The sequence below is a fragment of the Salinispora oceanensis genome (assembly GCF_000383575.1).
Taxonomy (GTDB): domain Bacteria; phylum Actinomycetota; class Actinomycetes; order Mycobacteriales; family Micromonosporaceae; genus Micromonospora; species Micromonospora oceanensis.
Window position 1 is genome coordinate 1,741,135 of sequence record NZ_KB911579.1, and the last position, 23,423, is coordinate 1,764,557.

At 72.8% G+C, this 23,423-nt stretch carries 18 protein-coding genes; 10 read left to right on the forward strand and 8 right to left on the reverse strand.

From position 1 onward, the window contains the following. The 5 genes from SALPAC4_RS0108095 to SALPAC4_RS0108115 are packed head-to-tail and all read left to right on the forward strand — an operon-like array spanning position 1 to position 7,488. Entirely contained in the window at positions 1–3,243 is a 3,243-nt protein-coding gene (locus tag SALPAC4_RS0108095) for an ATP-binding protein (RefSeq protein ID WP_019869887.1), read from the forward strand. Between the two features lies 1 nt (position 3,244). Continuing rightward, entirely contained in the window at positions 3,245–5,170 is a 1,926-nt protein-coding gene (locus SALPAC4_RS0108100) for a hypothetical protein (RefSeq protein ID WP_019869888.1), read from the forward strand. Next, positions 5,167–5,721: a hypothetical protein gene (locus SALPAC4_RS0108105; RefSeq protein ID WP_019869889.1), complete on the forward strand. Its 555-nt coding sequence runs from the start codon at positions 5,167–5,169 to the stop codon at positions 5,719–5,721. Before SALPAC4_RS0108100 ends, SALPAC4_RS0108105 begins: the two co-directional genes overlap by 4 nt. Further along, positions 5,718–6,881, forward strand: coding sequence for a M23 family metallopeptidase (locus SALPAC4_RS0108110; protein WP_019869890.1), 1,164 nt, complete (start codon positions 5,718–5,720; stop codon positions 6,879–6,881). Before SALPAC4_RS0108105 ends, SALPAC4_RS0108110 begins: the two co-directional genes overlap by 4 nt. Before the next feature lie 13 nt (positions 6,882–6,894). Then, entirely contained in the window at positions 6,895–7,488 is a 594-nt protein-coding gene (locus SALPAC4_RS0108115; RefSeq protein WP_019869891.1) for a hypothetical protein, read from the forward strand. A gap of 2 nt (positions 7,489–7,490) precedes the next feature. Here the strand turns inward: SALPAC4_RS0108115 and SALPAC4_RS25210 are convergent, their stop codons facing one another. Further along, the gene (locus tag SALPAC4_RS25210) at positions 7,491–8,066 is read right to left on the reverse strand and encodes a hypothetical protein (RefSeq protein WP_033664746.1); all 576 of its coding nucleotides are present in this window, start codon (positions 8,064–8,066) and stop codon (positions 7,491–7,493) included. Between the two features lie 193 nt (positions 8,067–8,259). Between SALPAC4_RS25210 and SALPAC4_RS0108125 the strand changes: the two genes are divergently transcribed. Further along, positions 8,260–10,800 (forward strand): FtsK/SpoIIIE domain-containing protein, encoded by a 2,541-nt coding sequence (locus SALPAC4_RS0108125; RefSeq protein ID WP_019869893.1) that lies wholly within the window; start codon positions 8,260–8,262, stop codon positions 10,798–10,800. Continuing rightward, positions 10,797–11,693: a hypothetical protein gene (locus tag SALPAC4_RS0108130; RefSeq protein ID WP_019869894.1), complete on the forward strand. Its 897-nt coding sequence runs from the start codon at positions 10,797–10,799 to the stop codon at positions 11,691–11,693. The genes SALPAC4_RS0108125 and SALPAC4_RS0108130 overlap by 4 nt, the downstream gene beginning before the upstream one ends. Positions 11,694–11,751: 58 nt before the next feature. On the opposite strand, the gene folE is transcribed toward SALPAC4_RS0108130, so the two are convergent. The 6 genes from folE to dacB form a co-directional block, all read right to left on the reverse strand. Next, positions 11,752–12,438: a GTP cyclohydrolase I FolE gene (gene folE, locus SALPAC4_RS0108135; protein WP_019869895.1), complete on the reverse strand. Its 687-nt coding sequence runs from the start codon at positions 12,436–12,438 to the stop codon at positions 11,752–11,754. Between the two features lie 14 nt (positions 12,439–12,452). Further along, a complete protein-coding gene (gene ftsH, locus SALPAC4_RS0108140; protein ID WP_019869896.1) occupies positions 12,453–14,462 on the reverse strand; it encodes an ATP-dependent zinc metalloprotease FtsH in 2,010 nt (669 codons plus the stop codon). Between the two features lie 360 nt (positions 14,463–14,822). Beyond that, positions 14,823–15,395, reverse strand: a complete 573-nt coding sequence (gene hpt / locus SALPAC4_RS0108145; protein ID WP_018731390.1) for a hypoxanthine phosphoribosyltransferase — start codon at positions 15,393–15,395, stop codon at positions 14,823–14,825. 134 nt (positions 15,396–15,529) lie between these two features. Further along, on the reverse strand, positions 15,530–16,531 hold the full coding sequence (gene tilS / locus SALPAC4_RS0108150; protein ID WP_019869897.1) for a tRNA lysidine(34) synthetase TilS: 1,002 nt from the start codon (positions 16,529–16,531) through the stop codon (positions 15,530–15,532). A gap of 10 nt (positions 16,532–16,541) precedes the next feature. Then, on the reverse strand, positions 16,542–17,612 hold the full coding sequence (locus tag SALPAC4_RS0108155) for a zinc-dependent metalloprotease (protein ID WP_019869898.1): 1,071 nt from the start codon (positions 17,610–17,612) through the stop codon (positions 16,542–16,544). Between the two features lie 93 nt (positions 17,613–17,705). Then, complete coding sequence (gene dacB / locus SALPAC4_RS0108160) at positions 17,706–19,106, reverse strand: D-alanyl-D-alanine carboxypeptidase/D-alanyl-D-alanine endopeptidase (RefSeq protein WP_019869899.1); 1,401 nt, start codon at positions 19,104–19,106, stop codon at positions 17,706–17,708. Positions 19,107–19,526: 420 nt separating this feature from the next. Here dacB and SALPAC4_RS0108165 point away from each other — a divergent pair, with 420 nt between their 5' ends. The 3 genes from SALPAC4_RS0108165 (at position 19,527) to SALPAC4_RS0108175 (ending at position 22,216) form a co-directional block, all read left to right on the forward strand. Next, positions 19,527–20,033 (forward strand): inorganic diphosphatase, encoded by a 507-nt coding sequence (locus SALPAC4_RS0108165; protein ID WP_018731386.1) that lies wholly within the window; start codon positions 19,527–19,529, stop codon positions 20,031–20,033. A gap of 177 nt (positions 20,034–20,210) precedes the next feature. Beyond that, positions 20,211–21,485, forward strand: coding sequence for a type VII secretion-associated serine protease mycosin (mycP, locus tag SALPAC4_RS0108170; RefSeq protein WP_027644299.1), 1,275 nt, complete (start codon positions 20,211–20,213; stop codon positions 21,483–21,485). Between the two features lie 8 nt (positions 21,486–21,493). Next, positions 21,494–22,216: a phosphatase PAP2 family protein gene (locus SALPAC4_RS0108175; protein WP_020113471.1), complete on the forward strand. Its 723-nt coding sequence runs from the start codon at positions 21,494–21,496 to the stop codon at positions 22,214–22,216. Between the two features lie 5 nt (positions 22,217–22,221). On the opposite strand, the gene SALPAC4_RS0108180 is transcribed toward SALPAC4_RS0108175, so the two are convergent. Further along, a complete protein-coding gene (locus SALPAC4_RS0108180) occupies positions 22,222–23,400 on the reverse strand; it encodes a MarP family serine protease (protein ID WP_019869902.1) in 1,179 nt (392 codons plus the stop codon). Between the last annotated feature and the right edge of the window lie 23 nt (positions 23,401–23,423).

Consider the following 23,423-nt stretch of genomic DNA (forward strand, 5'->3'; position numbering starts at 1 on the left):
ATGAGTTCCCACTACGCGCCGGGATCTCCGGCCGGGCAGTCGGCCGCGACCCAAGGTGACGCAGCGCAGTCTGTTGGCTACGCTGCGGAGCTCGAGGAGGCCCACCACGACCCGACCCGGGCCACCTCCCCGGGCCACGGCGGAGTCGGCGTCTTCCAGGCCCCTCGCCCACTGCAGCAGCGGACGCCCACGGATCCGTCGCCGACCGCCGGCACCGACATCGACTCCCCCTTCCTCGACCTGTTCGGCGCGACCCGCCCAGCGCGATCCACCCCGAGCCGGGTAGCGACGCGCGAACAGCAGCCGACCATCCCCCAGCAGCTCGGCGCCGGAGATCCGCCCGCCGCATCGACCGCTCCCGCTGCACCACCCGCTCCCGCCGCACCGGCCGAGGTGGAGCGGTCGCCCGCCGGGTCGCCCCGGCGCTCCACCCGGGTACCACACCAAATCGGCGAACGGCTCGCCCCGACAGAGACCGGGGCAGCGCCGCTGCCGGCAGAGACCGGGGCGGCGACCCCACCGGTAGAGACCGGGGCGGCCGACCCGCCGCCGGCCGACACCACGCCGCGGCGCCACCCCGGCGAACGGTCCGATCCAGACAGCCGAGACGCGCCTCCGTCCAACCGGCGCTCCACCGGCCGTCGGGACCGCACCACCAAACCGGCACGAGTCCGGCCACCAAAGATCAAATTCAAGGACCGGGACCCGTCGGTGGAGCTGGCCATCACCGAGATCGCCGGCCACCTGACCTTCACCCCCAACACGGTCACCGCCTGGTACTGGCTACCCGAGGTGCGCTGGGCCTTCCGCCCCGACGCCGAGCGGGAGGCACTGCTCGCGGCGATCTCCGAGCAGTACGCCGGGCTGGCCGGATTCCGCCTGCACCTGCGACGCACCACCCGCCCCTTCCCGGCCGACGAGTGGGCCCGCACCATCGACACCCACACCCGGGCACCGCTCCCCGACGTCCCGGGGACACCGAGCTGGGCAGATCACCTGGTCGCCGCGCAGCGGCACCTGCACTCGGTCAACCACGCCGAGGGACAGACGTACCTGGGGGTGACCTTCGCCCGGCGCTCGTTGGGCGACTCGCTGGTGGAGCGGGTACGACGCAGCTTCGGTCGCGGCGTCGCCGAAGGCGAACGACGCAAACTCGGCCGCACCGTCGAGCAGTTCGACGAGGTGCTGGGCGCCTTCGGTATGCGCGGACGCCGGGTCACCACACCGGAGCTGGAGTGGCTTCTCTACCGCTCGGTGGCGCTCTGCATGGCCCCGCCCGGGCGGCTCTCTCCGGTCACCGACGGGCACTGGGAACGCGGCGACCTGCTCGCCCTGACCGAACAGGTGGAGCGCTACCGCACCCCGTACGGGTCCACGGTCAAGCTGGTCAACCGGATGACCGGGGAGGAAGGGCACGTCGCCGTCCTCGCCGTGGGTCGGATGGAACCGCTGGAGATCCCCGAACGACACGAGCCCTGGCTGCACTTCCACGAGCGCCTGCCCTGGCCGATGGAGCTGTCCAGCCGGGTCGACATCCTCGGCTCCGGCGACTCCTTCCGGAACCTGGAGCACCGGCTGCGGATGATCCGCTCCCAGCAGCTCGACTACGCCGAACACGGCATCGACGCCCCACCCGAGTTGGAGCGCCTCGCAGAGCGAGCCCTCGTCATCGGCGACGAGATGACCACCGGGCTGCCGGTTGAATCCGCCCGCGCGCACGGCTGGCACCGGCTCGCCGTCGGCGGGCGGACCCGAGAGGAGTGCCTGGAACGCGCCCGACGGCTGATCCAGCTCTACTCCCGAGAGCTACGGGTCTCGCTCCAGCACCCGAAGAACCAGGACTGGCTGGCCCGCGAGTTCATCCCCGGAGAGCCGATCGCCAACACCGGCTACGTCCGCCGGATGCCGGTCAACCTCTTCGCCGCCGCGCTCCCGCAGGCCGCCTCCACCGTCGGCGACCGCCGGGGCGACCTGATCGGACGTACCGCCGGCACCTGCCGCCGGCCAGTCTTCCTCGACCTGCACTTCCCGATGGAGGTCCGGGAACGCTCGGGGCTCGGGGTCTTCGTGGCCGAGCCCGGCGGCGGCAAGTCCACCCTGCTCGGCGCCCTCGGCTACCTCGCCGCCCGCCGCGGCGTACAGGTGACGCTGCTCGACCCCTCCGGCCCGCTCGCCCGGCTCTGCGCCATGCCGGAGCTGGCCCCGTACGCACGGGTGCTGAACCTGACCGGCTCCGAGCCCGGCACCCTCGCCCCGTACTCGCTGATCCCCACGCCGCTGCGCAGTGAGTTCAGCACCGGTGACGCGGGCGATCGGGAGTTCGAGATCGCGGTCTCCAACGCCCGGGCCGAGCGCCGGATGCTGGTCCAGGACATCTGCATGATGCTGGTGCCGCCACAGGTCGCGCGGGAGGCCTCCACTGCCACGCTCTTCCGGCACGCCGTACGCCAGGTGCCGGCGGAGGAGACCGCCACGCTGGACGATGTGGTCGCCACCCTGGGCAAGCTCGACGACGACGCCGGCCGGGAGCTGGCCAACCTCCTGCTGGACACCGCCGAGATGCCGCTGGCCATGCTCTTCTTCGGTCGCCCCCCGGCGGGGCTACTCGGGCCGGATGCCACCCTCACCGTCATCACGATGGCCGGCCTCCGCCTCCCCGACCTCAAGATCGAGCGAGAGTACTGGTCGGCGGAGGAGGCGCTCGCCCTGCCCATGCTGCACACCGCGCACCGGCTCGCCGTCCGCCGCTGCTACGGCGGCTCGATGTCCTCGCGCAAGCTGGTCGGGCTGGATGAGGCGCACTTCATGGAGGGTTGGCGTTCGGGACGGTCGTTCCTGGTCCGGCTGGCCCGGGACTCCCGCAAGTGGAACCTGGCCGCGTTGGTCGCCTCGCAGAACCCGAAGGACATCCTCGGCCTCGACGTACAGAACCTGGTCTCCACGGTCTTCGTCGGGCGAATCGCCGAGGACGAGGAGATCGCCTCCGAAGCGCTGCGCCTGCTGCGGGTCCCGGTCAACGACGGGTACGAGGCCACCCTCGCCTCCCTCTCCGCCGCCGACAGCTCCTCGGCCGCCCGCCTCGGCTACCGCGAGTTCGTCATGCGCGACGTGGACGGGCGGGTGCAGAAGGTCCGGGTCGACGTCTCGTACGTCGATGGGTTGCTCGACCACCTCGACACCACACCGGCGGCGATCGCCGCCGCGGCTGGAGTGCTACCCGTCGTAGCGGATCTGGAGGCGTGAGATGGCCGGGGCCCGGGCTCGGACGGTGGCGCTCCTGCTGGCTCTCGGCGTCCTCGCCGGGGCCACGGTCAGCTGGCCGGGGGTCGGCGCGGCGGCGGCACCGGGCCCGGAGCTATCCACCCAGGCCCCAGCCGGCCCCTGCACCACCGAGGAGTGGCAGGCCGGCTTCCGCGCCTGTGTCGCCCGGCTCGCGGAGGTCGCCGAGGACGACGTCACCTGCCGCAACGCCCCGACGCCGACGGCGCCGGACTCCGGCCTCGCCGGCTGGTTCGCGGCTCGTCCGGAGGCCGCGAAGGAGCCCGGCCCGAAGGGGTTCTACAGCGACTACGGCTACGCGGGATACAGCTACTCCACCTACGACATCGACACCGGCTGCGCCACCGCGGTGCTGCACCCGGACTACAAGTTCACCAACACGGTCGCCAACGGCGAGTTCATGATCGCCACCGCGATCATCGGCGCCTCGAACGCCCTGCGGGAGCGGGCCTGGGACCCGCGGTCGATGTGGGGCTGGGCCGATCCGTTGGTGGAGCAGGCCACCACGGCGGTCTACCAGAAGGTGTTCAGCGTCTTCGGGATCGTCACCCTCTGCGTGGTCGGGCTCTACCTGCTCTGGCGGTCCCGCCAGTCGGACATGAGTAACGCCATGACGACCGCGGGCTGGGCCCTGCTCGTGATGGTGGCGGTGACCGCGCTGGCCGCCTGGCCGGTGAAGTCCGCCAACGTCGCCGACGGCACCCTGGTCACCACGCTGGGGGTGGTGCACGACGCGGTCGGACCGGCCACCCGGGACGCACCACCGGGCCAGTGCGTGCTTCCAAATCCGGAGGCCTGCATCGACAAGCGGCCACCGGCGGTGCGGGCGAGCGACACGGCCACCGAGACGATGCTCTACCGCAACTGGCTGCGCGGGGTGCTGGGCTCGGCCGACAGCGAGACCGCGAAGAAGTACGGACCGGCGCTCTACGACGCGAAGTCCTTCTCCTGGCAGGAGGTGGAGAAGCTCCGAGAGTTCCCCGCCACCCGAGAGGCCACCGTCCGGGCCAAGCAACAGCAGTGGGCGCGGGTCGCGCAGCAGATCAAGCAGGAGGATCCGGAGGCGTACGAGTACCTGCAGGGGCTCCGGGACATGGACCGGGTCGGTGCCGGCTTCATCGCGGTGCTCGCCGCGCTGCTCTTCGCGATGTTCGATCTCACCGCGTCGGTGCTGGTACTGCTGGGCTTCCTGCTCTTCCGCTGGGCGGTGATCGCCGCGCCGATCCTCGGCACCGTCGGCCTGCTCCGCCCGGCCAGCGCCGGGCTGCGCCGGCTGGGTAACGCGGTGGTCGCGGCGGTCTTCAACATCGCCATCTTCGGCACCGGCGCCGCGATCTACCTCTTCGCCGTGGACCTCATCATGAGCACCCCGACCCTGCCCGGCTGGCTCCAGGTGGTGCTGGTCTGGCTCTGCGGCGTGGTCGGCTGGCTGCTGCTGCGCCCCTACCGACGGGTCACCCAGCTCGGCGGCAAGGGCGGGAGTGCGCCGGGCGGCCCAGCCAGCTCCTGGCACCGCCGGTTCTTCCGGGACATGCGCGCCGCGTCCCGCCTCGACGCGGAGCCCCGCGGTGCCGGCGAGCCGAGCTCGGGTCGCCGCGGGGCGGTGGTGGCGGAGCAGAGCAGGCTGCGGCCGGAGGCCCGGCACGAGGAGCTGGTGCCCGCGACCGCGGCCCGGTCGGAGCACCGCGAGCGGCCGGACGGGGCGTCGGCGTCCGGGGAGTCGCGTTCCCCGGACCGCACCACCCCCGCCCCGCGGCAGCGGCGGGCGCCGGCGAGCTGGACCGAGCCGGAGGGCCCGCAGGAGAGCCCCTCCTTTGTCATCTACCGACCCGGTGCGACGAAGCCCGCGCCGGAACGGAGCACCCCCCGGATCCGCTCCGAGGCCCGGTGATCGCGGTGCGGCGGGCAATCGAAGAGCTCCTCACCCGGGTGTTCCGGTCTCGGGTGGGGATCGCCCTGGCGCTCGCCGTGGTGGTGGTGGGCATCATCGGCACCACCCGGCTGGTCGTCGGGGCGGGGGAGCCGGGGAGCGGCCTCAGCAACCGCCCGGAGCAGCCGATCACCACGGTGCACCCGACGGTCGGCGACGACGGGCTGATCGACGAGCGCGCCCCCACGCCGGTGACCGCGCCCGGTGCGGCGACGCCCGAGCAGGTCGCCGACGAGTTCGTCACCGCCTGGAAAGGGCGCCCGGGAATGACCGCCGCGGCCTGGCACGCCGGGCTGCGTCCCCTGGCCACTCCGGCGTTGGCCGAGCAGCTCGCCGAGGTGGATCCGGTCGAGGTCCCGACCGGTGAGGTGGCAGGCACCGTGACGGTCACGGCCCGGTCGGAGCGGGTGGTCGAGGCGCGGGTGCCCTTCGACACCGGCCGGCTCCGGCTGGAGCTGGTGGCGCCGGACGGCCGGTGGCGGGTGGACGCGGTGGACTGGGAGCAGGCATGAGCGACGCAGTCGAGCCGAAGCACGGTCGCCTGCGCCTCGGCGTGCTGGCCTTCGCACTCACCGCGACGCTGACCCTGCTCTGCTGCGCCGGCGGCGCGGCCGCCTTCTTCCTCACCGAACTCGGCGGCGACGACGAGCTCCGGCTCACCAACCAGGAGTGCACCGACGACTTCCGGGTCGAGGTCGCCGGGGCGATGCCGCAGATGTCGCAGTACGGTGAGCTCCAGCTCCGCAACGCCGCCCGGATCATCCAGGTCGGGCAGGAGCTGCAGGTGCCGCCCCGCGGGTGGGTGATCGCCGTGGCGACCGCCATGCAGGAGTCCCGGCTGCGCAATCTCGCCAACCCCACGGTCCCCGGGTCGGAGCAGCTCCCCAACGAGGGCGTCGGCTCGGACCACGACTCGGTGGGGCTGTTCCAGCAGCGGGCGGGCTGGGGCTCGGTCCAGGAGCGGATGACGCCGGAGTACGCGGCCCGCAAGTTCTACGAGAAGCTGGTGGAGGTCCCCGGTTGGCAGCAGCTGCCGCTGACCCGGGCCGCGCAGGCCGTGCAGGTCAGCGCCTTCCCGGACGCCTACGCGAAGCATGAGGCGCTGGCGTCGAAGATCGTCAACTCGCTGGCGGGTGGCGCGGCCCGGACCGTGCCGGTCGACGGCGGGCACGCCTGCGACGCCGCGGAGGATGGCCGGATCGCCGCCTCCGGCTGGACCGCTCCGATCCCCGGTGACGTCGGCTCCGGCTTCCGTACCCAGGAACGGCCGGCGCACCAGGGGGTGGACATCGCCGCCGACAAGGGCACCCCGATCCAGGCCGCCGCCAGCGGGCGGGTCCTGGTCGCCCGCTGCGACCCGGACCGGGCCGGGGAGCTGAGCTGCGACGTGGACGGCTGGCCGGGCAAGGGCGGCTGTGGCTGGTTCGTCGACATCGCCCACGCCGGGAAGATCATTACCCGCTACTGTCACCTGGCGGAGAAACCCAAGGTCAGCGCGGGCGATTCGGTGCGCGCCGGGGAGGAGATCGGGGTGATCGGCAGCAGCGGCAACTCCTCCGGCCCGCACCTGCACTTCGAGGTGCACACCGATGGTGACCGAAGCAGCGACGGCGCGATCGACCCGGTGCGCTTCATGCGGGAGCAGGGCGCGCCGCTGCGGAGCGTGGAGTGAGGCACCGACGGCGATGACAGACCCCCTCCCCGACCCCTTCCTGGACCAGCCGGACTGGACGCCGCTGCCGCCCCGACCGATCGCGGTGCTGCCGGCCTCCGGCCGGGTCGAGCTGCGCGGGCGTCGGGTGCGGGTCGGCCAGCCCGGGCTGGGCTGGCGCGGCGACCTCCGCGCGGACGACCGCGTGGTCCAGGGCGCCCGCACCTACGTGCCGGTCATCGCCGAGCACGAGTGGTACCGCGCCGAGGCCGATCAGGTCGAGGTCTTCGCCCCTCTCGTCCCGGTCGACCGGGTCTGGGTGGAGACAGTCGGGCAGCGGCCGGAGCTGCCGCCCGCGGAGGCCGACCGGCTGGTCTCCCTGGACGCGCCGACGCACCGGGCGCCGACGCCGGTCTTCGAGGCCGACGCCGTCGCCGGCCGGCGGGTCGTGCACGTGGAGGGCGCGGCCGAACACCGGGACCTACGCGCGGTCACCGAGACCTACTCGAGCGCCGAGGGGGACATCTGCGTCCGGGTTACCCCCGAGGTGGAGTGGTATCGGTGGGCCTGGCGCGGGCAGACCCCGACCACGCTCGAGGTCCCCGTCCACCTGCTCTGGATCGAATAGGGTCAGTCCATCCGCGCGCCGGCGCAGACCCGCCAGTCCTCGCCCAGCCGGGTGGTGAAGCGCCACGGCTGCTGGTCACTCTGGAAAACACCGTCAACGTGAGCGGAGATCACCAGTTCCAGCTCGACGACCGCCTCGTCGCCCTCGCGCCCAATCACGAGATTTCCCCAGCTGACGGAGATCGGCACCGCGAACCGCGCCTCCCGCGCGACCAGGTCCTCGCGCAACGCCCCCAGCTCGGCGAGGGACGCTCCCTCGGCGCAGACGAACAGATCGGCGAGTGTGTCATTCCGATCCACGAGGAACGCGCGAAGGTAGTTGTCCACGACTACCTCCGGGGCGCTGCGGTCGGGGGTGGTGGCCCGGTCGTAGAGGACGTAGCCGCCGACGATCCCGCCCAGCACGAGCGCCGTCAGCACGGCGGCGGTCACGGTGAGGACGGTGCGAAGTCGTTGCCGCCGCGGCGGGACCGGCGTCCCCGCTCCTGGTGCGGGCGCCGCTGGTGGGGCCGCCAGCTGCTCCGAGGGAGGCCGCTGCGCCGGTAGGCGGGACACCTGGGAACCGGCGGGGGGCTGCACTGATTCCACCCCCTGAGGCTAGCGGCTGCCGGCCGCTGGCCCAATGCCCAGATTAGGCAGATCGTGACGGCTTCCTCCCCGCTGGTGACATCGGCAACAACACCGAAGCAGCACCGCGGCGCCTCCGTCGGAACCGGCTCGTCCTGCGCTACGGTCTTCGCGCGGGGTGGGTCGCCGACCTCGCGAAAAGGGGGTGGACGCGGTGGGTCCGAGGAGGCGGGCAAACCGGGCCGCCGCCCTACACCGGCAGGCTGCCGCCACCGCGCTCGCCGCCGCCGACGTTCTCGACGACATCCGCCCCGCTCCCGCCGACCACGCCCGCCAGTACGAGCTCGCCGACCGGCTGCGGAGCGCCGCCAGTCAACTCGCCCCCGGCTGGGCGGGAGCCGCGCTGGAGACCCTGCCGGCGGAGACCCTCGCCGGGGAGGGGTCGCCGCGCTTCGTCCGGGTCGGCACCGCCGCCCCGCTCGACGAGGCACGCTTCCCCGCGCTGGTCCCGCTGATCGGCGCCGGGAACCTGACGATCGACGCCGACACCGGGGATCCGCGGGTGGCCGGCCTGGTCCGGGCCGTCCTGTTCCGACTGCTGGCGGCCACGCCGGCCGGGGCGCTGCTGGTACGCGCCGTTGACGGTACGGGTACCGCGCTGGCCCCGTTCGCGGCGCTCGCCGACGCCGGCCTCCTGCCGCCTCCGGTTACGGACGTCGCCGGCCTGCGGGCGGTGCTGGCGGAGGCGGAGCGGTGGGTGGCCCCGGCCGGAGACGACCGACGCCGGCACGACCGAATCCTGCTCCTGGTCGTCGCCGCGCTGCCCGAGTCCACCGGCCCTACCGACCTGGCCCGCCTGGAAGCGCTCGCCGAGCAGGGCAGCGCGAGTGGCCTGCACCTGCTGGTGGCGGGGTGGCCGGCGGGCCTCGCTCCGCTGCCACGCGCCGCCGCGCTGGCGGTCCGCAGTGCGTACGCGCTACTCACTGGCCCGCCCGGCACGGTCTTCGGGGCTCCGGAAGCAGACCCACCAGGCGGGTTGAACTCGCCGGTCTTCCTCGAGCCGGACCCCCCGGCAGGCCTCGTGGACAAGGTCTGCCGTCGCCTCGCCGAGCAGGTGGAGGAGGGTTCCCGGCTGGCCCTGGCCGAGCTGCTTCCGGAGCCGAGCGAGCCGGTGTGGACGACGAGTTCCCGGGCCGGGATGGCGACGACGGTAGGGGACGCCGGGGGGCGACCGGTCTCCCTGGGCTTCTCCGAGCTGACGCCGCACTGGTTGGTGAGCGGCCGCTCCGACACCAGTCGATCGACGTTCCTCGCCACCGCCCTGCTCGGTCTGACCGCCCGCTACGGTCCCGAGGAGCTCGTCCTCTACCTGGCCGACCTCGGCGCCGGGGAGTCCTTCACCGAGTTCCTCCAGACCGAACGCGACCGCTCCTGGATTCCACAGGTCCGGGCCGCCGCCATCACCGCCGACCGGGAATACGTGCTGGATCTCTTCGACCTCCTGGCCACCGAGGTCCGCCGCCGCGAGGAGGCCGGTGCGCGAGCCGGCGGGCAGCGCTACCAGGAGCTGCGGCAACACCGGGAGCTGCCCCGGATCGTCGCCGTGGTGGACGGCCTACCGCGGCTACTCACCGGCCGGGACCGGATCGCCACCAAGGCCCGGGCCCTGCTCGAGGCCGTGGCGCGCACCGGCCGGTCGTACGGCGTGCATCTGCTCCTGGCCGGGGAGGGAGACCTGGGCCTTCGGGCGCGCGGTGAGCGGGATCCACTGCTCGGGCAGTTCCCGGTACGGGTGGCGCTTCCCGGCGGGGGCGCGGTGCTGGCCTCGACCAACGACTCGGCGGCTGGGCTGGCGGTGGGGAGTGCGGCGGTCAACACCGCGGGCGGCCTCGGGGGGCCGCGGGGCGCCATCCGGGGACACGAACGGGTGGTCCGCTTCCCCGATCCGCTGGATCACTGTGCGGTGGTGGAGGGCCTGCGGCACCGGCTCTGGGCGGCCCGCCCGGAGCGAAGCGCCCCACCAGTCGTCTTCGCCGGTTATGCCCAGCCGCAGCTCCGCAACGATCCCCGCTACCGAGCGGCGGTGGCCGGTGGGGCGACCGGGCCGGTGGCGTTGCTGGGCCGGGCGGTGGATGTGACCCGGTCCACGGTGACGGTGTCGCTCGACGCCGCCCCGGGGCGCAATCTGGCGGTACTCGGTGGCAGTGTGGCGGCAGCTGGCCTGCTGGTCACCGCGGCCCGCAGCGTCGCCGCCCACCACCAGCCGGGTTCCGCCCGGTTCGTGGTGGTGCCTTCCGCGGACGAGGCGGGGCCGCTCGCCGCGGCACTCGCCGCCGAGTTGGCCACCCAGCACTCGGTCGAGGTGGTGGATCAGGCTGACCTGCCGGCCGCCCTCGACTCGGCCGAGCCGGCCTACCTGGTCGTCTTCGACCTGGGCGGGCCGGGCTCCGGGCCGGTTCCGCCGGAGCGACTCGCCACCCTGCTCCGGGAGGGGCCACCGGCCGGTCGTCACCTGCTCGGCCGGTGGGGCACCGTACCCTCATTCGCGTCCCTACTCGAGCCAGGAGACGAGTTGACCAAACTCGCCACGGTCGCCGTCGTGGACGTGCCGGGGGCCCAGCTCGGGGCGCTCTTCGGCCGGCCGGTGGAGTGGCGTCCTCGACCAGACCGCGCGCTGCTCTGGGACGGCCACAGCGAGCAGGGCGTCGTCCTGGTTCCGTTCGCCACGAAGCCGGTCCTGACGTGAGCCGGATACCCATCCAGGATCGGGGCCCGGATCGGCAGCAACCGCCGACCGCCCCGCCGCCGCCGATCCACGTACCGCAGCCGGTCCATCCGCCGGCGGCGGCCCACCAGCCGCTGCCCGACCACGAGCCGGAGCCGGAGCCGGCCCACAACGAGGAGCCGACCCACCAGCCGGAGCCCACCCACGACGGGAAGGCCCAGGAAGAGGCGGCGGCACACGACGAGGCGGCGGCCCAGGACGAGGCGGCGGCACACGAGCCGGTCGAGGTGGCGTGGGCCGAATACCTCGCGGCGACCCGGCAGCTCGACGAGGTACGCCGAAGTGCAGCCACCGTCGCGGGCGAGCAGGCTCGCGCGGTCGCGGCCGCCCGGGAGGAGTTGGCGACAGTCCGGGCCCAGCTGGCCGGGCAGGAGGCGCGGCTGCGCGAGTCCGGCGTACCGCCGATCTCGCTGGCACCGACGCCACCGGAGCTCTCGGCGGCGAGCCGGTCGATGGCGAGTGGGCCGGCGACGGTGCTGGCCGCGCTGCGGGAGGCGGCCGGCCGGGTGGAGTCGGCGGACGCCGCCCTGGCCGCCCGCGGGCTGGTCAACCTGGCCGGCTGGCCCGTCATCGCCCGTAACCTGCTCTGCTACGCCCCGCTGGCTCTGCTGATGCCGTTGGTCCAGCTGATCCTGCTCGTCGTCACCGGCCCCAGCACGGTGAGCGCCGCCGCGCTGGTCGTCGGGCTGGCGACGCCGGCGGGGGCGTTCGCGGTGGGCTGGTGGTGCGTGGGGCGCCTCGCCGGGCCGGACGCGGCCGGGCAACCGGACCGCACTCCCCGGCTCGGGGCGTTGGTCTGCCTCGTCCCGGCGGTTCTGGCCAGTGCGGTGCTCCTGCTCGCCCTGCTGGGCTGAACTCGGCGGAGACGTAGCGGTGTCCCGGGGCGGCGGTTGACCCGCCGGGTGGGCGGGGTCAGCGCGAGTTAATCAGGGCCATCGCCTCGGCGCGGGTCCTCGCATCCGCTTGCAGGCTGCCGCGTACGGCGGAGGTGATCGTGCGGGCTCCCGACTTCTGGATGCCGCGCATCGCCATGCACATGTGTTCGCACTCCAGGACGACGATCACGCCACGCGGCTGGAGCTGCGCCATCAGCAGGTCGGCGACCTGCGCGGTGAGTCGCTCCTGCACCTGGGGACGACGCGCGAAGACCTCTACCAGCCGGGCCAGCTTGGAGAGACCGGTGATCCGGCCGTCCGTGCCGGGAACGTACCCGATGTGGGCGCTGCCCCGAAACGGCAGCAGGTGGTGCTCGCAGAGGCTCATCACATCGATGTCCCGGACCAGCACCAGCTCGTCGTGGCTGGCCTCGAAGGTGGTGCTGAGCACCTGCGCCGGATCGACCCGGAGCCCGGCGAACAACTCGGCGTAGGCCCGGGCGACCCGGGCCGGGGTCTGCTGGAGCCCGTCGCGGTCCGGGTCTTCGCCGACCGCGATCAGGATCTCGCGGACCGCCTTCTCCAGCCGGGCCAGGTCAACGCTCTCCTCGACCGGACGGCCGGCGAGCCGGCCGCTGACCAGCCGAGCGGCGACGTGGTCCAGGTCGCCGTCGGGCTCGGTGGCGGAGGTGGAGGTGGCCAACCCCGGCGGGAGGTTGGCCACCTCGTCGTCGCTGTTCAGTGCGGGCCGTCCGAGTTGTTCGAGGCGGCGCCGCTGATGGAGGCGGTGTCGGCCGAGCCCTGCGCCTTGAGCGCCTCGTTCTCGGCGGGCGTCAGAACCGGCGGCTCGGTGGAGGGCTGACGTTTGCCAAACCCGTTGTACGGAGCCATCGGCGGGCGCTTCGCCACCCGGTCGCAGATGCGAGCCATGTCGGCCGTGGAGAGCGTCTCCTTCTCCATCAGCTCCAGCACGATGTTGTCCAGGACGTCGCGGTACTCGACCAGGATCTCCCAGGCCTCGTCGTGCGCCAGCTCGATCAGGGCCCGCATCTCGGCGTCGATCTCGGCGGCGACGGCGTCGGAGTAGCCCCGCTCGTTGCCCATGTTGCGGCCCAGGAACGGCTCGTCACCGCTGCTGCCGTACTTGAGCGCACCGAGCTTGGAGCTCATCCCGTACTGGGTGATCATCGCGCGGGCCAGCTGGGTGGCCTTCTCGATGTCGTTGCCGGCGCCGGTGGTCGGCTCGTGGAACACGAGCTCCTCGGCCGCCCGGCCACCCAGCGCGTAGGCCAGGGTGTCGACCATCTCGGCCCGGGTCTGGGTGTACTTGTCCTCGGTCGGCAGGACCAGGGTGTGCCCCAGGGACCGGCCCCGGGACAGGATGGTCACCTTGTGCACCGGAGCGGCGTGCGGCAGCGCCCAGGCGACCAGTGCGTGCCCGCCCTCGTGGTACGCCGTGATCTTCTTTTCGTTGTCACTCATCACCCGGGTACGGCGCTGGGGGCCGGCGATCACCCGGTCGATCGACTCTTCCAGCGACTCGTCGGTGATCGCCCGCTTGTCCCGGCGGGCGGTGAGCAGCGCAGCCTCGTTGATCACGTTGGCCAGGTCGGCACCGCTGAAGCCAGGGGTGCGCCGCGCCACCGCATCGAGATCAACATCGGGGGTGAACGGCTTGCCCTTGGCGTGCACCCGCAGGATCGCCTTACGACCCTCCATGTCCGGCGCGTCCACCGGGATCTGCCGGTCGAAGCGGCCCGGCCGCAGGAGCGCCGGGTCGAGGATGTCCGGCCGGTTGGTGGCGGCGATCAGGATGACGCCGCCCTTGGTGTCGAAGCCGTCCATCTCGACGAGGAGCTGGTTGAGGGTCTGCTCCCGCTCGTCGTGACCGCCGCCCATGCCGGCGCCGCGGTGCCGGCCGACCGCGTCGATCTCGTCCACGAAGACGATCGCCGGGGCGTTCGTCTTGGCCTGCTCGAAGAGGTCCCGGACCCGGCTGGCGCCGACACCGACGAACATCTCGACGAAGTCCGAGCCGGAGATGGAGTAGAAGGGCACCCCGGCCTCCCCGGCGACCGCGCGGGCCAGCAGGGTCTTACCGGTGCCGGGCGGGCCGAAGAGCAGCACACCCTTCGGGATCTTGGCGCCGAGCGCCTGGTACTTCGCCGGGTTCTGCAGGAAATCCTTGATCTCGTGCAGCTCCTCAACGGCCTCCTCGGAGCCCGCCACGTCAGCGAAGGTCGTCTTCGGCGTGTCCTTGGTGATCATCTTGGCCTTGGACTTGCCAAAGTTGAGCACCCGGGAGCCGCCGCCCTGCATCTGCGACATGAAGAACACCAGCAGGGCCACCAGCAGCAGGATGGGGAGCAGGCTGACCAGCAGGGTCATCCAGATGCTGTCGGACGAGACCTCCGTGTCGGCCGGGCCGGTGACGCGGTTGTTCGCCTTGGCGTCGAGGACGTCGTCCCAGACCTGGGCGCCGTTCTCGTACGGGAACTGTGCCTCGATCCGGTTGGTGGTGGTGTCACCGAACTTGGCCTGCTCGGCCAGGTCAAGCCGGATCGTCTGCTCCTTGTCGGCGAAGACGACCTTCTCAATGCCACCCTTGTCGAGCTGCTCCAGCGCGACGGAGGTTTCCACCTGGTGGTATTCGGGCTCATTGAAGGCCACGGCATAGAGAAAATACGCGCCGACGATGACCAGCAAGATCCAGAACACCGGTCGGCGGAAGAAACGCGTACGTTCCATACTATTGTCGAGCGCCGAGACGCTCGCATCCTCCTGATCGACGTCTGGACCGTCTGAAAGGTGTCGCCGCCAGCGCGGCGGCTGGGCCGCCGTGCGGGCCGATCTGACCCCCCGGGGCACCACATCGCGCCACGGTCACTCGACCGTACACCGTTCGTGCCGGATGCGAGCATGCCAGCCCCAGCACTTACGCGTAGGGCGAACCGGGGTTCCCGCCAGCGGGGCGGGAGCTCCGCACCCGGCTCCGCAACCGCCCGGTCCCGCGGTTGAGGAGGTCGGGCGGGGAGATTTGCTCCACGCCGCCGGTCTCCACCCTAGTCCGTGCGGCTGAGAGTCCGCTGAGCGTCGAAGCAAGCGCTCCTACCGGGCGTAGACCTCCGGTCGGAGTACGCCGACGAAGGGCAACTCCCGGTAGCGCTCGCCGAAGTCGAGCCCGTAGCCGACGACGAACTCGGTCGGGATGTCGAAGCCGACGTACTTGACCGCGACCGGCACCTTCACCGCCTCCGGCTTGCGGAACAGCGCGACCACCTCGACGCTCGCCGCCGAGCGGGACTCCAGATAGCGCAGGAGCCAGGAGAGGGTCAGCCCGGAGTCGACGATGTCCTCCACCACGACCACATGCCGGCCGGCGATGTCCCGGTCCAGGTCCTTGAGGATCCGCACCACGCCGGAGGAGGTGGTGCCCTGCCCGTACGAGGAGATCGCCATGAACTCCAGCTCGGCCGGGGGGCCCTGCCGGCCCAGCTCCCGGGCGAAGTCGGCCATGAACATCACCGCGCCCTTGAGGACGCAGACGAGCAGCAGCCCGTCCTCAACGTCGGCGTAGTCCGCCGATATCTGCTTGGCCAACTCCGCCGTCTTTTCGCGGATCTGCGCCTCCGAAATGATCACGTGGTCGATATCGGCGTCGTACCAGGAGCCGTCAGCCATGGCTCCTAGCCTGCCGTACGCACGATGGTCTCCGTCGGCGGGGCCGCTCCTTTTATACGACCCAGGCCGGGTTTCTCCGCAAAGACCGGCAAACAGGACCGGCCCCGCTCCGCTGACCAGGGAAACTCCTCCGGTCACCCCTGCGCGTCCGGGTTGACCGCGGCGAGCCGACCCGCCCGGCGGAGCACCCGTAGCCCGCCCGGCAGGTGCGCCGCCCCCTGCCCACGCCAGCCGGTGATCAAAGCCTCCAACGCGCCCACATGCCGGTGCGACAGGGCGGCGGGGCGCGCCCCCAGCTCCCGGGCCCAGGCGTGCAACACCCGCCCCCGGACCGCCGGCGCCAGCTCCGCGAGCCCGCCCACGCAGAGCCCGCCGTCAGGGTGCCGTACCCCGTCCAGCGCAGCGCTGGCCTGCTCGTCCAGCGCCGCCGTGTCAACGGCGACCAGCCGGGCGGTACGGGCCAGGTTGTCCAGCACGGCCGGGCCGAGGGCCCGCACCAGCACCGGCAGTACCTCGGCCCGGACCCGAGCGCGGGCGTACGCCGGATCGGCGTTGTGCGGGTCCTCCCAGGGGTCGAGCCCCAGCGCCGTACAGGCCGCCCGGGTCTGCTCCCGCCCCACCTCCAGCAACGGGCGCAGCAGCAGCACCGGGCCGAGCCGCCGCTGCGCCGGCATCCCGGACAGGCCGCGCGGGCCGGCGCCGCGCGCCATCGCCAGCAGCACCGTCTCCGCCTGATCGTCGCGGGTGTGTCCGGTGAGTAGCGCCGCCGCCCCAACCCCGCCGGCCACCTCGGTCAACGCCCGGTAGCGGGCCGCCCGGGCGGCGGCCTCCGGGCCCCCGGGCCGCCCAGACACGTCCACCCGGACCACCTCGACCGGGGCGAGGCCGGCCGCCCGGGCCCAGTCGGCCACCGCCGCCGCCCGCTGCGCGGAACCCTCCTGCAGGCCATGGTCAACGGTGACCAGACCGGCGGATCGCCCGAGTCGGGGTGCCACGAAGGCGGTCGCGGCGGCGAGAGCGAGCGAGTCGGCTCCCCCGGAACAGGCCACCAGGACCGGCCCCGGACCGGGTAGCTCGATCAGCGCATGCCGGATCGCGCGGCGGATCGCGGCGACCGGTGGGGCGAGTGCGGCCACGGGCGGTCGGTCAGTCGCCGGCCGGGAGCGGGCCGGCCGGCCCGTGCACCCGGGCCACCCAGGCGTCCGGGTCGCTGAGCTCGGCGAGGCGGGGCAGGGTCAGCGGTGACGCGAAGACCCGGTTGAAGCCCGCCATGCCAACCCGCTCGACGACACCGTGGACGAACCGCCGCCCCTCGGCGTACTGACGCAGCTTGACGTCCACCCCGAGCAGCCGACGGAGCGCCTTCTCCACTGGGTTGCCCGACTCCCGACGGCGGTTGAACGACGCCCGGATCCGCTCCACGCTCGGGATCACCTGCGGCCCCACGCCATCCATCACGAACTCGGCGTGCCCCTCGAGCAACGTCATCAGCGCGGTGAGTCGATCCAGCACCGCCTTCTGGGCCGGGGTCTGGACGATGTCCAGGACGCTGCTGCGACCGGCCGGCTCCCGCACCGCGTCGGCGAGGAGGGCGACCCCGCGCCGCAGCCGCTCGACCAACGGGTCCGCGCCGGCGCTGGAGGCGTCGACGAACGCCTGTACCTCACCGAGAAAGTAGGCCCGCAGCCACGGCACCGCGGTGAACTGGGTGCGGTGGGTGACCTCGTGCAGACAGACCCAGAGCCGAAAGTCGCGGGGCTCGGCGGCCAGCTTCCGCTCCACCTCGACGATGTTCGGCGCGATCAGCATTAGCTGGCCCGGTTCGCCGGAGAAGACCTCGTACTGGCCGAGGACCCGGCCGGAGAGGTACGCCAGCACCGTGCCGGCCTGCACGCCGGTGATCCGGGAACCGATCGCCTCGGTCAACACACCGGGCTGCTTGTCTCCCGCGAGGCGACCGACCAGGGGGCCGATGACCTCGCGCAGCCCGGCGATGTTGGTCGCCGCCCAGTCTCGACGGTCCACCACCTGCACCGGCGGATGCGACACCTGCGATCGGAGCCCGGTGAAGTCGCCGACGTGCTCGGCCGCCTCGTCAGTCAGCCGTCGCAGGTCGCCGACGACCTCCGTGGCCTCGGCGTAGGAGACGCGCGGGCCCGTCTTGCCGAGCGTCCCCGCGGTCGCCGCGGCCAGATCCCAGTCCACGAACTGCGCCATGGGCCCACCGTACCCGTGCGCTCGTGCGCCGACCGGGCCACGACGGTCGCGACCCGGTCCCTCCCCACCGCGCCGGAGCGCACCGGGCCGAGGTCAGCGGCAGCCGCAGGAGGCGAGGGCCGCGGCGATCCGGTCCAGCTCATACCGGGTCGCCTTAAGCCCGTCGCTGGGTGCCCGGTCGGTGAGCACCGCGAAGGTGAGCAGGCGCCCGTCCGCGGTCGTTACCAACCCGGCGATCGCGTGGACTCCGGTCAGCGTGCCGGTCTTGGCGCGGACCATCCCAGCCCCGGCCTGCGCCGCGACATCGGTGTAGCGATCGGCGAGGGTGCCCGACCAGGCGGCGACCGGCAGGCCACCGAAGAGCGTCGCCAGCTCGGGACGGCTGCCGTCGGCGGCGAGCCGGATCAGTTCGGTGAGCAGCGACGGGCTGATCCGGTTACTGCGGGACAGGCCACTGCCGTCGGTAAGGGTGAGCGCGTCAACCGGCAGCCCCAGCTCCCCCGCGACCGCCTCCATCGACTCCCCCGCACCGGAGAAGGACGCCGGCTGCTCCCGGGCCAGGGCCACCTGCCGGGCCAGGGCCTCGGCCACCACGTTGTCGCTATCGGCGATCATGATGTCGACCAGTCGCACCATCGGCAACGACTGCACCACGCCCAGCTCGCTACCGGGCGCACCCGCCGTCGCATCCGCGCCGGCCTCGGGCGCCGGGCCCAGCTCGACCGCCTCCACCGGTACGCCCAGCAACCGGGCGAACGCCTCGCCGGCGTGCAGGTCCGGCTCCGGCACCCGTTCGGCGGCGTGGGCACCGTTGTCGTGGTCCCGTTTCGCCTGCTCCAGGTCACTGCGGGCGCCGTCGGTCATCAGCGCGGTGATCGCCGAGCCGTACCCGCCCGTAGGAATGTCGTCGTCCCAGCCGGACGCGTGCACCGGCCCGGAGTACAGCGACGAGTCGACCACGACCCGGGTCGGGGCGACGCCACCAAGCGCGGCCTTCACCTGCGCGGCCAGCTCATCAAGGCGCGCCGCGCCCGGGTAGAAACCGGCGTCGTCCACGGCGAGCGTCGGGTCGCCGCCACCGATGAGCACGACCTCGCCGGGGGCCGTCCCGGCGACCGCCTGGGTGGGGATCCGGTGCCCCGGGCCACGCGCGGCGAGTACGGTCGCGGCGGTGACCAGCTTGGTCACGGAGGCGGGCACGGTGCCGTCCCCAGCACCCTGGTCATACAGAATCGTCCCGGTCGCGACGTCGGCGACGGAGACGTTGACCCGGTCGCCCAGCGCGGCGGAGCCGACCAGCGGGTCGAGCACGGCACGCACCTCGGCGGCGGCAGGCTCGGGCGCGTTCTGGTCGGCCACGGCCAGCACCGCCGGCGGCGGCGCCGCGGCGGGCTGCTCCCCGGCATCGCCGGCACGCCACTCGGCCGCCGGGCCCGACCACACCACGGTCACCCCGACCGCGGCCAGCGCGAGGAGCACCACCGCGGCCAGCACGGCCGGCAGTAACCAGCGCCGAGGCCGACCGGACGAGGCCGGCCCGGACGGTACGGGGACGCGGCTGCCGCGGTCGGCGGACGCCGCCGACGGCGGCTGCCCGGCCGGGCCAGGTCGATCCGGCGGCGTTCCCGGTTCCGGGCCGGCGGGGCGGTGGTCGGGGTGGGCCTCGGGCACCGGCACCCGCCCAACCGCGCTGTCGCCAGCAGATCTACCGGTCTCCCGTCCAGGTCCCCCCGCCGGACGGTAGTGTGAATCTTCCCTCCCCACGACCCCCTCCTCGTCCCACGGAACCTGCTTGGGTGACACTACTTCGGTCCGAAGACTATGCGGCTACCGGACCGGCGGGCGGGGATTCCACCCTGTCCGGCGACGAACGCCGCCGGTCAATGCCAGCGTGGGCAGACGAGGAGCGTGCAGATGGATTTCGACGTCACGGTTGAGATCCCGAAGGGTCACCGCAACAAGTACGAGGTTGACCACGTGACCGGTCGGATCCGGCTGGACCGCACCCTCTTCACCTCCACGCAGTACCCCGCCGACTACGGCTTCATCGAGGGCACCCTGGGCGAGGACGGCGACCCGCTGGACGCCTTGGTGCTGGTCCCGGAGCCGACCTTTCCGGGCTGCCTGATCCGGTGCCGCACCATCGGCATGTTCCGGATGACCGATGAGAAGGGTGGCGACGACAAGGTCCTCTGCGTCCCGTACGAGGACCCGCGTCAGGAGCACCTCCGCGACATCCACCACCTCGGCGAGTTCGACCGCCTGGAGATCCAGCACTTCTTCGAGGTGTACAAGGATCTCGAGCCCGGCAAGTCTGTCGAGGGCGCCACCTGGGTGGGCCGGCAGGAGGCGGAGGAGGAGATCGTCGCGTCCATCCGGCGCGGCCGGGAGGCCGAGGAGCACGGCGGCTCCGCGCACTGACCCTCAACCACCGGCGGGCCCGGGGGCGCTCAACCGAGCAGCCCCCGGGCCCGTTCGTATGGTCAGCCGACGACCGAGAGCACCCGCCGCCGACGTGGCCGATGTTGCCGGGATACACCTGCGGGGCCGCGGGAACCGGTAATCTCCGAATGTTATGGCTAGGTTGGTCGAATGCGAATGGTCAAGGACGTGACCGGGGTACGGCGTGGTAGCAGGTCCGCCACCCGCCGGGGCGCCGGGCGGACGTGGCTCTCGCTGACGTCGGTCGCCGTCGCCGTCGCCGTGCCGGTCGCCGTCGTCCCGCACACCGGGCAGGTCAGCACCGCCCTCCCCGACCACATTGGGCAAATCGCCGCCGGCGGCCCCGGCCACTCGGCTGGCCGGATCCTGGCGGAGCAGACCGAACACTCCGCCGACCAGGTTCGCGACGACCAGTGGCAGCTGGACATGTTGCGCGCCAGCACGGCGTGGCGCACCTCGACCGGGGCCGGGGTGGTGGTGGCGGTCATCGACTCCGGTGTGGATGCCAGCCATCCGGACCTGGCTGGGCGGGTGCTACCCGGTCTCGACCTGGTCGAGTCGGCGAGCACCGCCGACCCGGATCCGGTGGGGCACGGGACGGCCGTGGCCGGGTTGATCGCGGGCCGCCAGGACGACGACCGCGGGGTGGTGGGCCTCGCCCCCGATGCCCGAATCCTGCCGGTACGGGTCCTGGACGCGGAGAACCGCTACGACGACGCGTTGATCGTGGCGAACGGCGTACGGTGGGCCGTCGACAACGGCGCCCGGGTGATCAACCTGTCGCTCGGTGGCAGCAGCGCCAGCCCGGCCCTGGCCGCCGCGCTGGACTACGCGTTCGCCCGGGACGTGGTGGTCGTCGCCTGCACCGGCAACGAGACCGCATCGAACTCCAGCACGGTCTGGTACCCGGCCCGGGAGCCGGGGGTGGTCGCGGTCTCCGGGCTGGACCGGGAGAGTGAGCAGCTCTGGTCCGGCGCGATCACCGGCCGGGAGACGGTGCTCTCCGCGCCCGCGAGCGGTCTGGTGGGCGCGCGGCCACCGGACGGGTACTGGCGGGTTCAGGGCACCAGCTTCGGCACGCCACTGGTTTCGGCCACCGCCGCGCTGATCCGGGCCCGGTATCCAGAGATGCCCGCCGGCGATGTGATCAATCGAATGCTGCGTACCGCTCGGGACATCGGTCCCGCCGGGCGGGACGACAGCTTCGGGTACGGGCTGGTTGACCCGGTCGCGGCGCTGACCGACGAGGTGGAGCCGATCGGGCTCAACCCGCTGGATGACCAGTCCTCGCCGGGGGTGGTCGGCTTCGGTCCGGCACCGAGCGCGGCCAGCACGGATACCGGCCCGGCTGGGCTCGAGTTCATCCCGGCTGCCTCGTGGGAGCCGGGGCCGGCCCCACCGCACCAGAATGCCCGGTCGCGATCCGGGTAGACGGAGGTATGCGCGCGCCCGGCCACGGTACCGCCGCCCGGCCGTCGTGGCGCGACCGCCGCCTGCACCCCGACGACGGGTTGGGTTTGCGGCTGACCCTCGCCGTTGTCTCCGCGTTCCTGGTGCTGGTGCCGTTCCTACTCGCGCTGCTGGTGCTGGCGTCCTGGTCGCCGCTGCGGCGGCTGGACCGGGTGGTGACCGAGGCGCTCGTCGGCTACGGGCTGCGGCATCCGGGGTGGGCCGAGGCGCTGAACATGTGGACCGAGGTCTTCGCACCGATGCCGCTACGGTTGGGCGCGCTGGTGGTGGTTGGCTGGCTGGCCCGGCGTCAGGCTCGGCAGCTGGCGCTCTGGGTGACCGTCACCATGACGGTCGGCGGGCTGCTGAGCCCGCTGCTCAAGCTGCTCGTCGGGCGTCCCCGGCCGGAGTTCCCGAAGCCCCTGGCCCAGGCGGTCGGGCTCGCGTTTCCGTCCGGGCACGCGCTGAACGCGACGCTCGCCGCGGGCGTACTGCTGGTGGTCTTCCGCCCTGGGCCGGGCCGCTCCGTCAAGCGGTACGCGGTCTGGGCCGCCGCGCTCCTCCTCGCCCTGGTGACCGGATTCAGCCGGGTGGCGTTGGGCGTGCACTGGAGCAGCGACGTGGTTGCCGGATGGTTGCTGGGTACCGCCGTGGTGGCCGCGACCGCCGCGGTGTTCACGGTCTGGCGGGCCACCCCACCGCACCGTCGTTGAGGCGCTCAGGTGCACTCACCGGTGCTGACGCCGCGCACACTCTCGGCTCCGGCCAGGGCCACCGAACGGGCCTCGGCCGCGGTCACCGCGAAGCCGGTGTTCGGGTCGTCAGCCGCCGCCGCGAAGATCACCCCGAGCACCAGGCCGTTCGTGGAGACCAACGGGCCGCCGGAGTTCCCGCTCTGCACCAGGGCCCGGATCGTGTAGACCTCCCGGGTCACGTTCCCGCTGGAGTAGATGTCCGGGCCGGTGATCTCGTCAACCTCCCGGACCCGGGCCGACTGCGCGTTGTACGGGCCGTCGAGCGGGAAGCCGAGCACGATCGCGTCCGCGCCGCTGCCCTCGTTGCCGGCGGCGAACCGCATCGACGGGCCGGGCAGACCCGGGACGTGCAGGACTGCCAGGTCCCGGTCCGGGTCATACACCACCACCTGAGCGTCGTACCGTTCGCCGTTGAGCTCGACGACGGTGGAGCGGGTTCCGGCCACCACGTGCGCGTTGGTCATCACCCGGTCGTCGGCGTAGACGAAGCCGGAGCCCTCCAGGCGGCGGGAGCAGCTCGGGGCGGAGCCGAGCACCTTGACCACGGAGCTTTTGCTGTTGGCCACCACCTGCGATCCGATGAGTGCGGGGTCGGGCGGGGCGACCTGCCGGGCGCGGGTGGGCGCCAGCGCACCGAAGACATCCGGGAAGCCGTTGGTGTCGACGGTCTCCCGCAGCGCGGCGGAGAGCTCCTGGGCCTGGTCGGGCAGGACCCGGTCCACCACGGTGAGCAACGCGCTGTTGCGGACCGCGGAGGCCAGCCAGGGCAGCGATGACGAGCCCAGTGGGACCGCGACCAGCCAGGCGACCAGAAGCACGGCGAAGAGCGAGACGAAGGCGCCGCCGATATCGTCCGCCTGCCGCCCGACGTCACTGTTGATCGTGCGTCGCAGGCGCGTACCGAGCCAGCCGGCGAGGGCCTGCCCCACCACCGCCAGCCCGAAGATCGCCACCAGTGAGACCAACACCCGGGTGCCGCTGTCCAGGAACTGCTGGGCGAGCCGGGGGCCGAGTTGTAGGCCGGCCAGCGCTCCGAGAAAGAGCCCGGAGAGCGACAGCACGCCGGTGACGAAACCCTGGCGGTATCCGCTGATCGCGAACACGAGCATGAGCAGGAGCAGTACGAGATCCACGGCGGACACGGGTCAAGCCTACGGGGCCCGAA

Coding starts and splice junctions, on each gene's coding strand:
- SALPAC4_RS0108095 (WP_019869887.1), top strand. CDS start 1: ATGAGTTCCCACTACGCGCCGGGATCTCCGGCCGGGCAGTCGGCCGCG.
- SALPAC4_RS0108100 (WP_019869888.1), top strand. CDS start 3,245: ATGGCCGGGGCCCGGGCTCGGACGGTGGCGCTCCTGCTGGCTCTCGGC.
- SALPAC4_RS0108110 (WP_019869890.1), top strand. CDS start 5,718: ATGAGCGACGCAGTCGAGCCGAAGCACGGTCGCCTGCGCCTCGGCGTG.
- SALPAC4_RS0108115 (WP_019869891.1), top strand. CDS start 6,895: ATGACAGACCCCCTCCCCGACCCCTTCCTGGACCAGCCGGACTGGACG.
- ftsH (WP_019869896.1), bottom strand. CDS start 14,462: ATGGAACGTACGCGTTTCTTCCGCCGACCGGTGTTCTGGATCTTGCTG.
- hpt (WP_018731390.1), bottom strand. CDS start 15,395: ATGGCTGACGGCTCCTGGTACGACGCCGATATCGACCACGTGATCATT.
- SALPAC4_RS0108155 (WP_019869898.1), bottom strand. CDS start 17,612: ATGGCGCAGTTCGTGGACTGGGATCTGGCCGCGGCGACCGCGGGGACG.
- SALPAC4_RS0108165 (WP_018731386.1), top strand. CDS start 19,527: ATGGATTTCGACGTCACGGTTGAGATCCCGAAGGGTCACCGCAACAAG.
- mycP (WP_027644299.1), top strand. CDS start 20,211: ATGGTCAAGGACGTGACCGGGGTACGGCGTGGTAGCAGGTCCGCCACC.
- SALPAC4_RS0108175 (WP_020113471.1), top strand. CDS start 21,494: ATGCGCGCGCCCGGCCACGGTACCGCCGCCCGGCCGTCGTGGCGCGAC.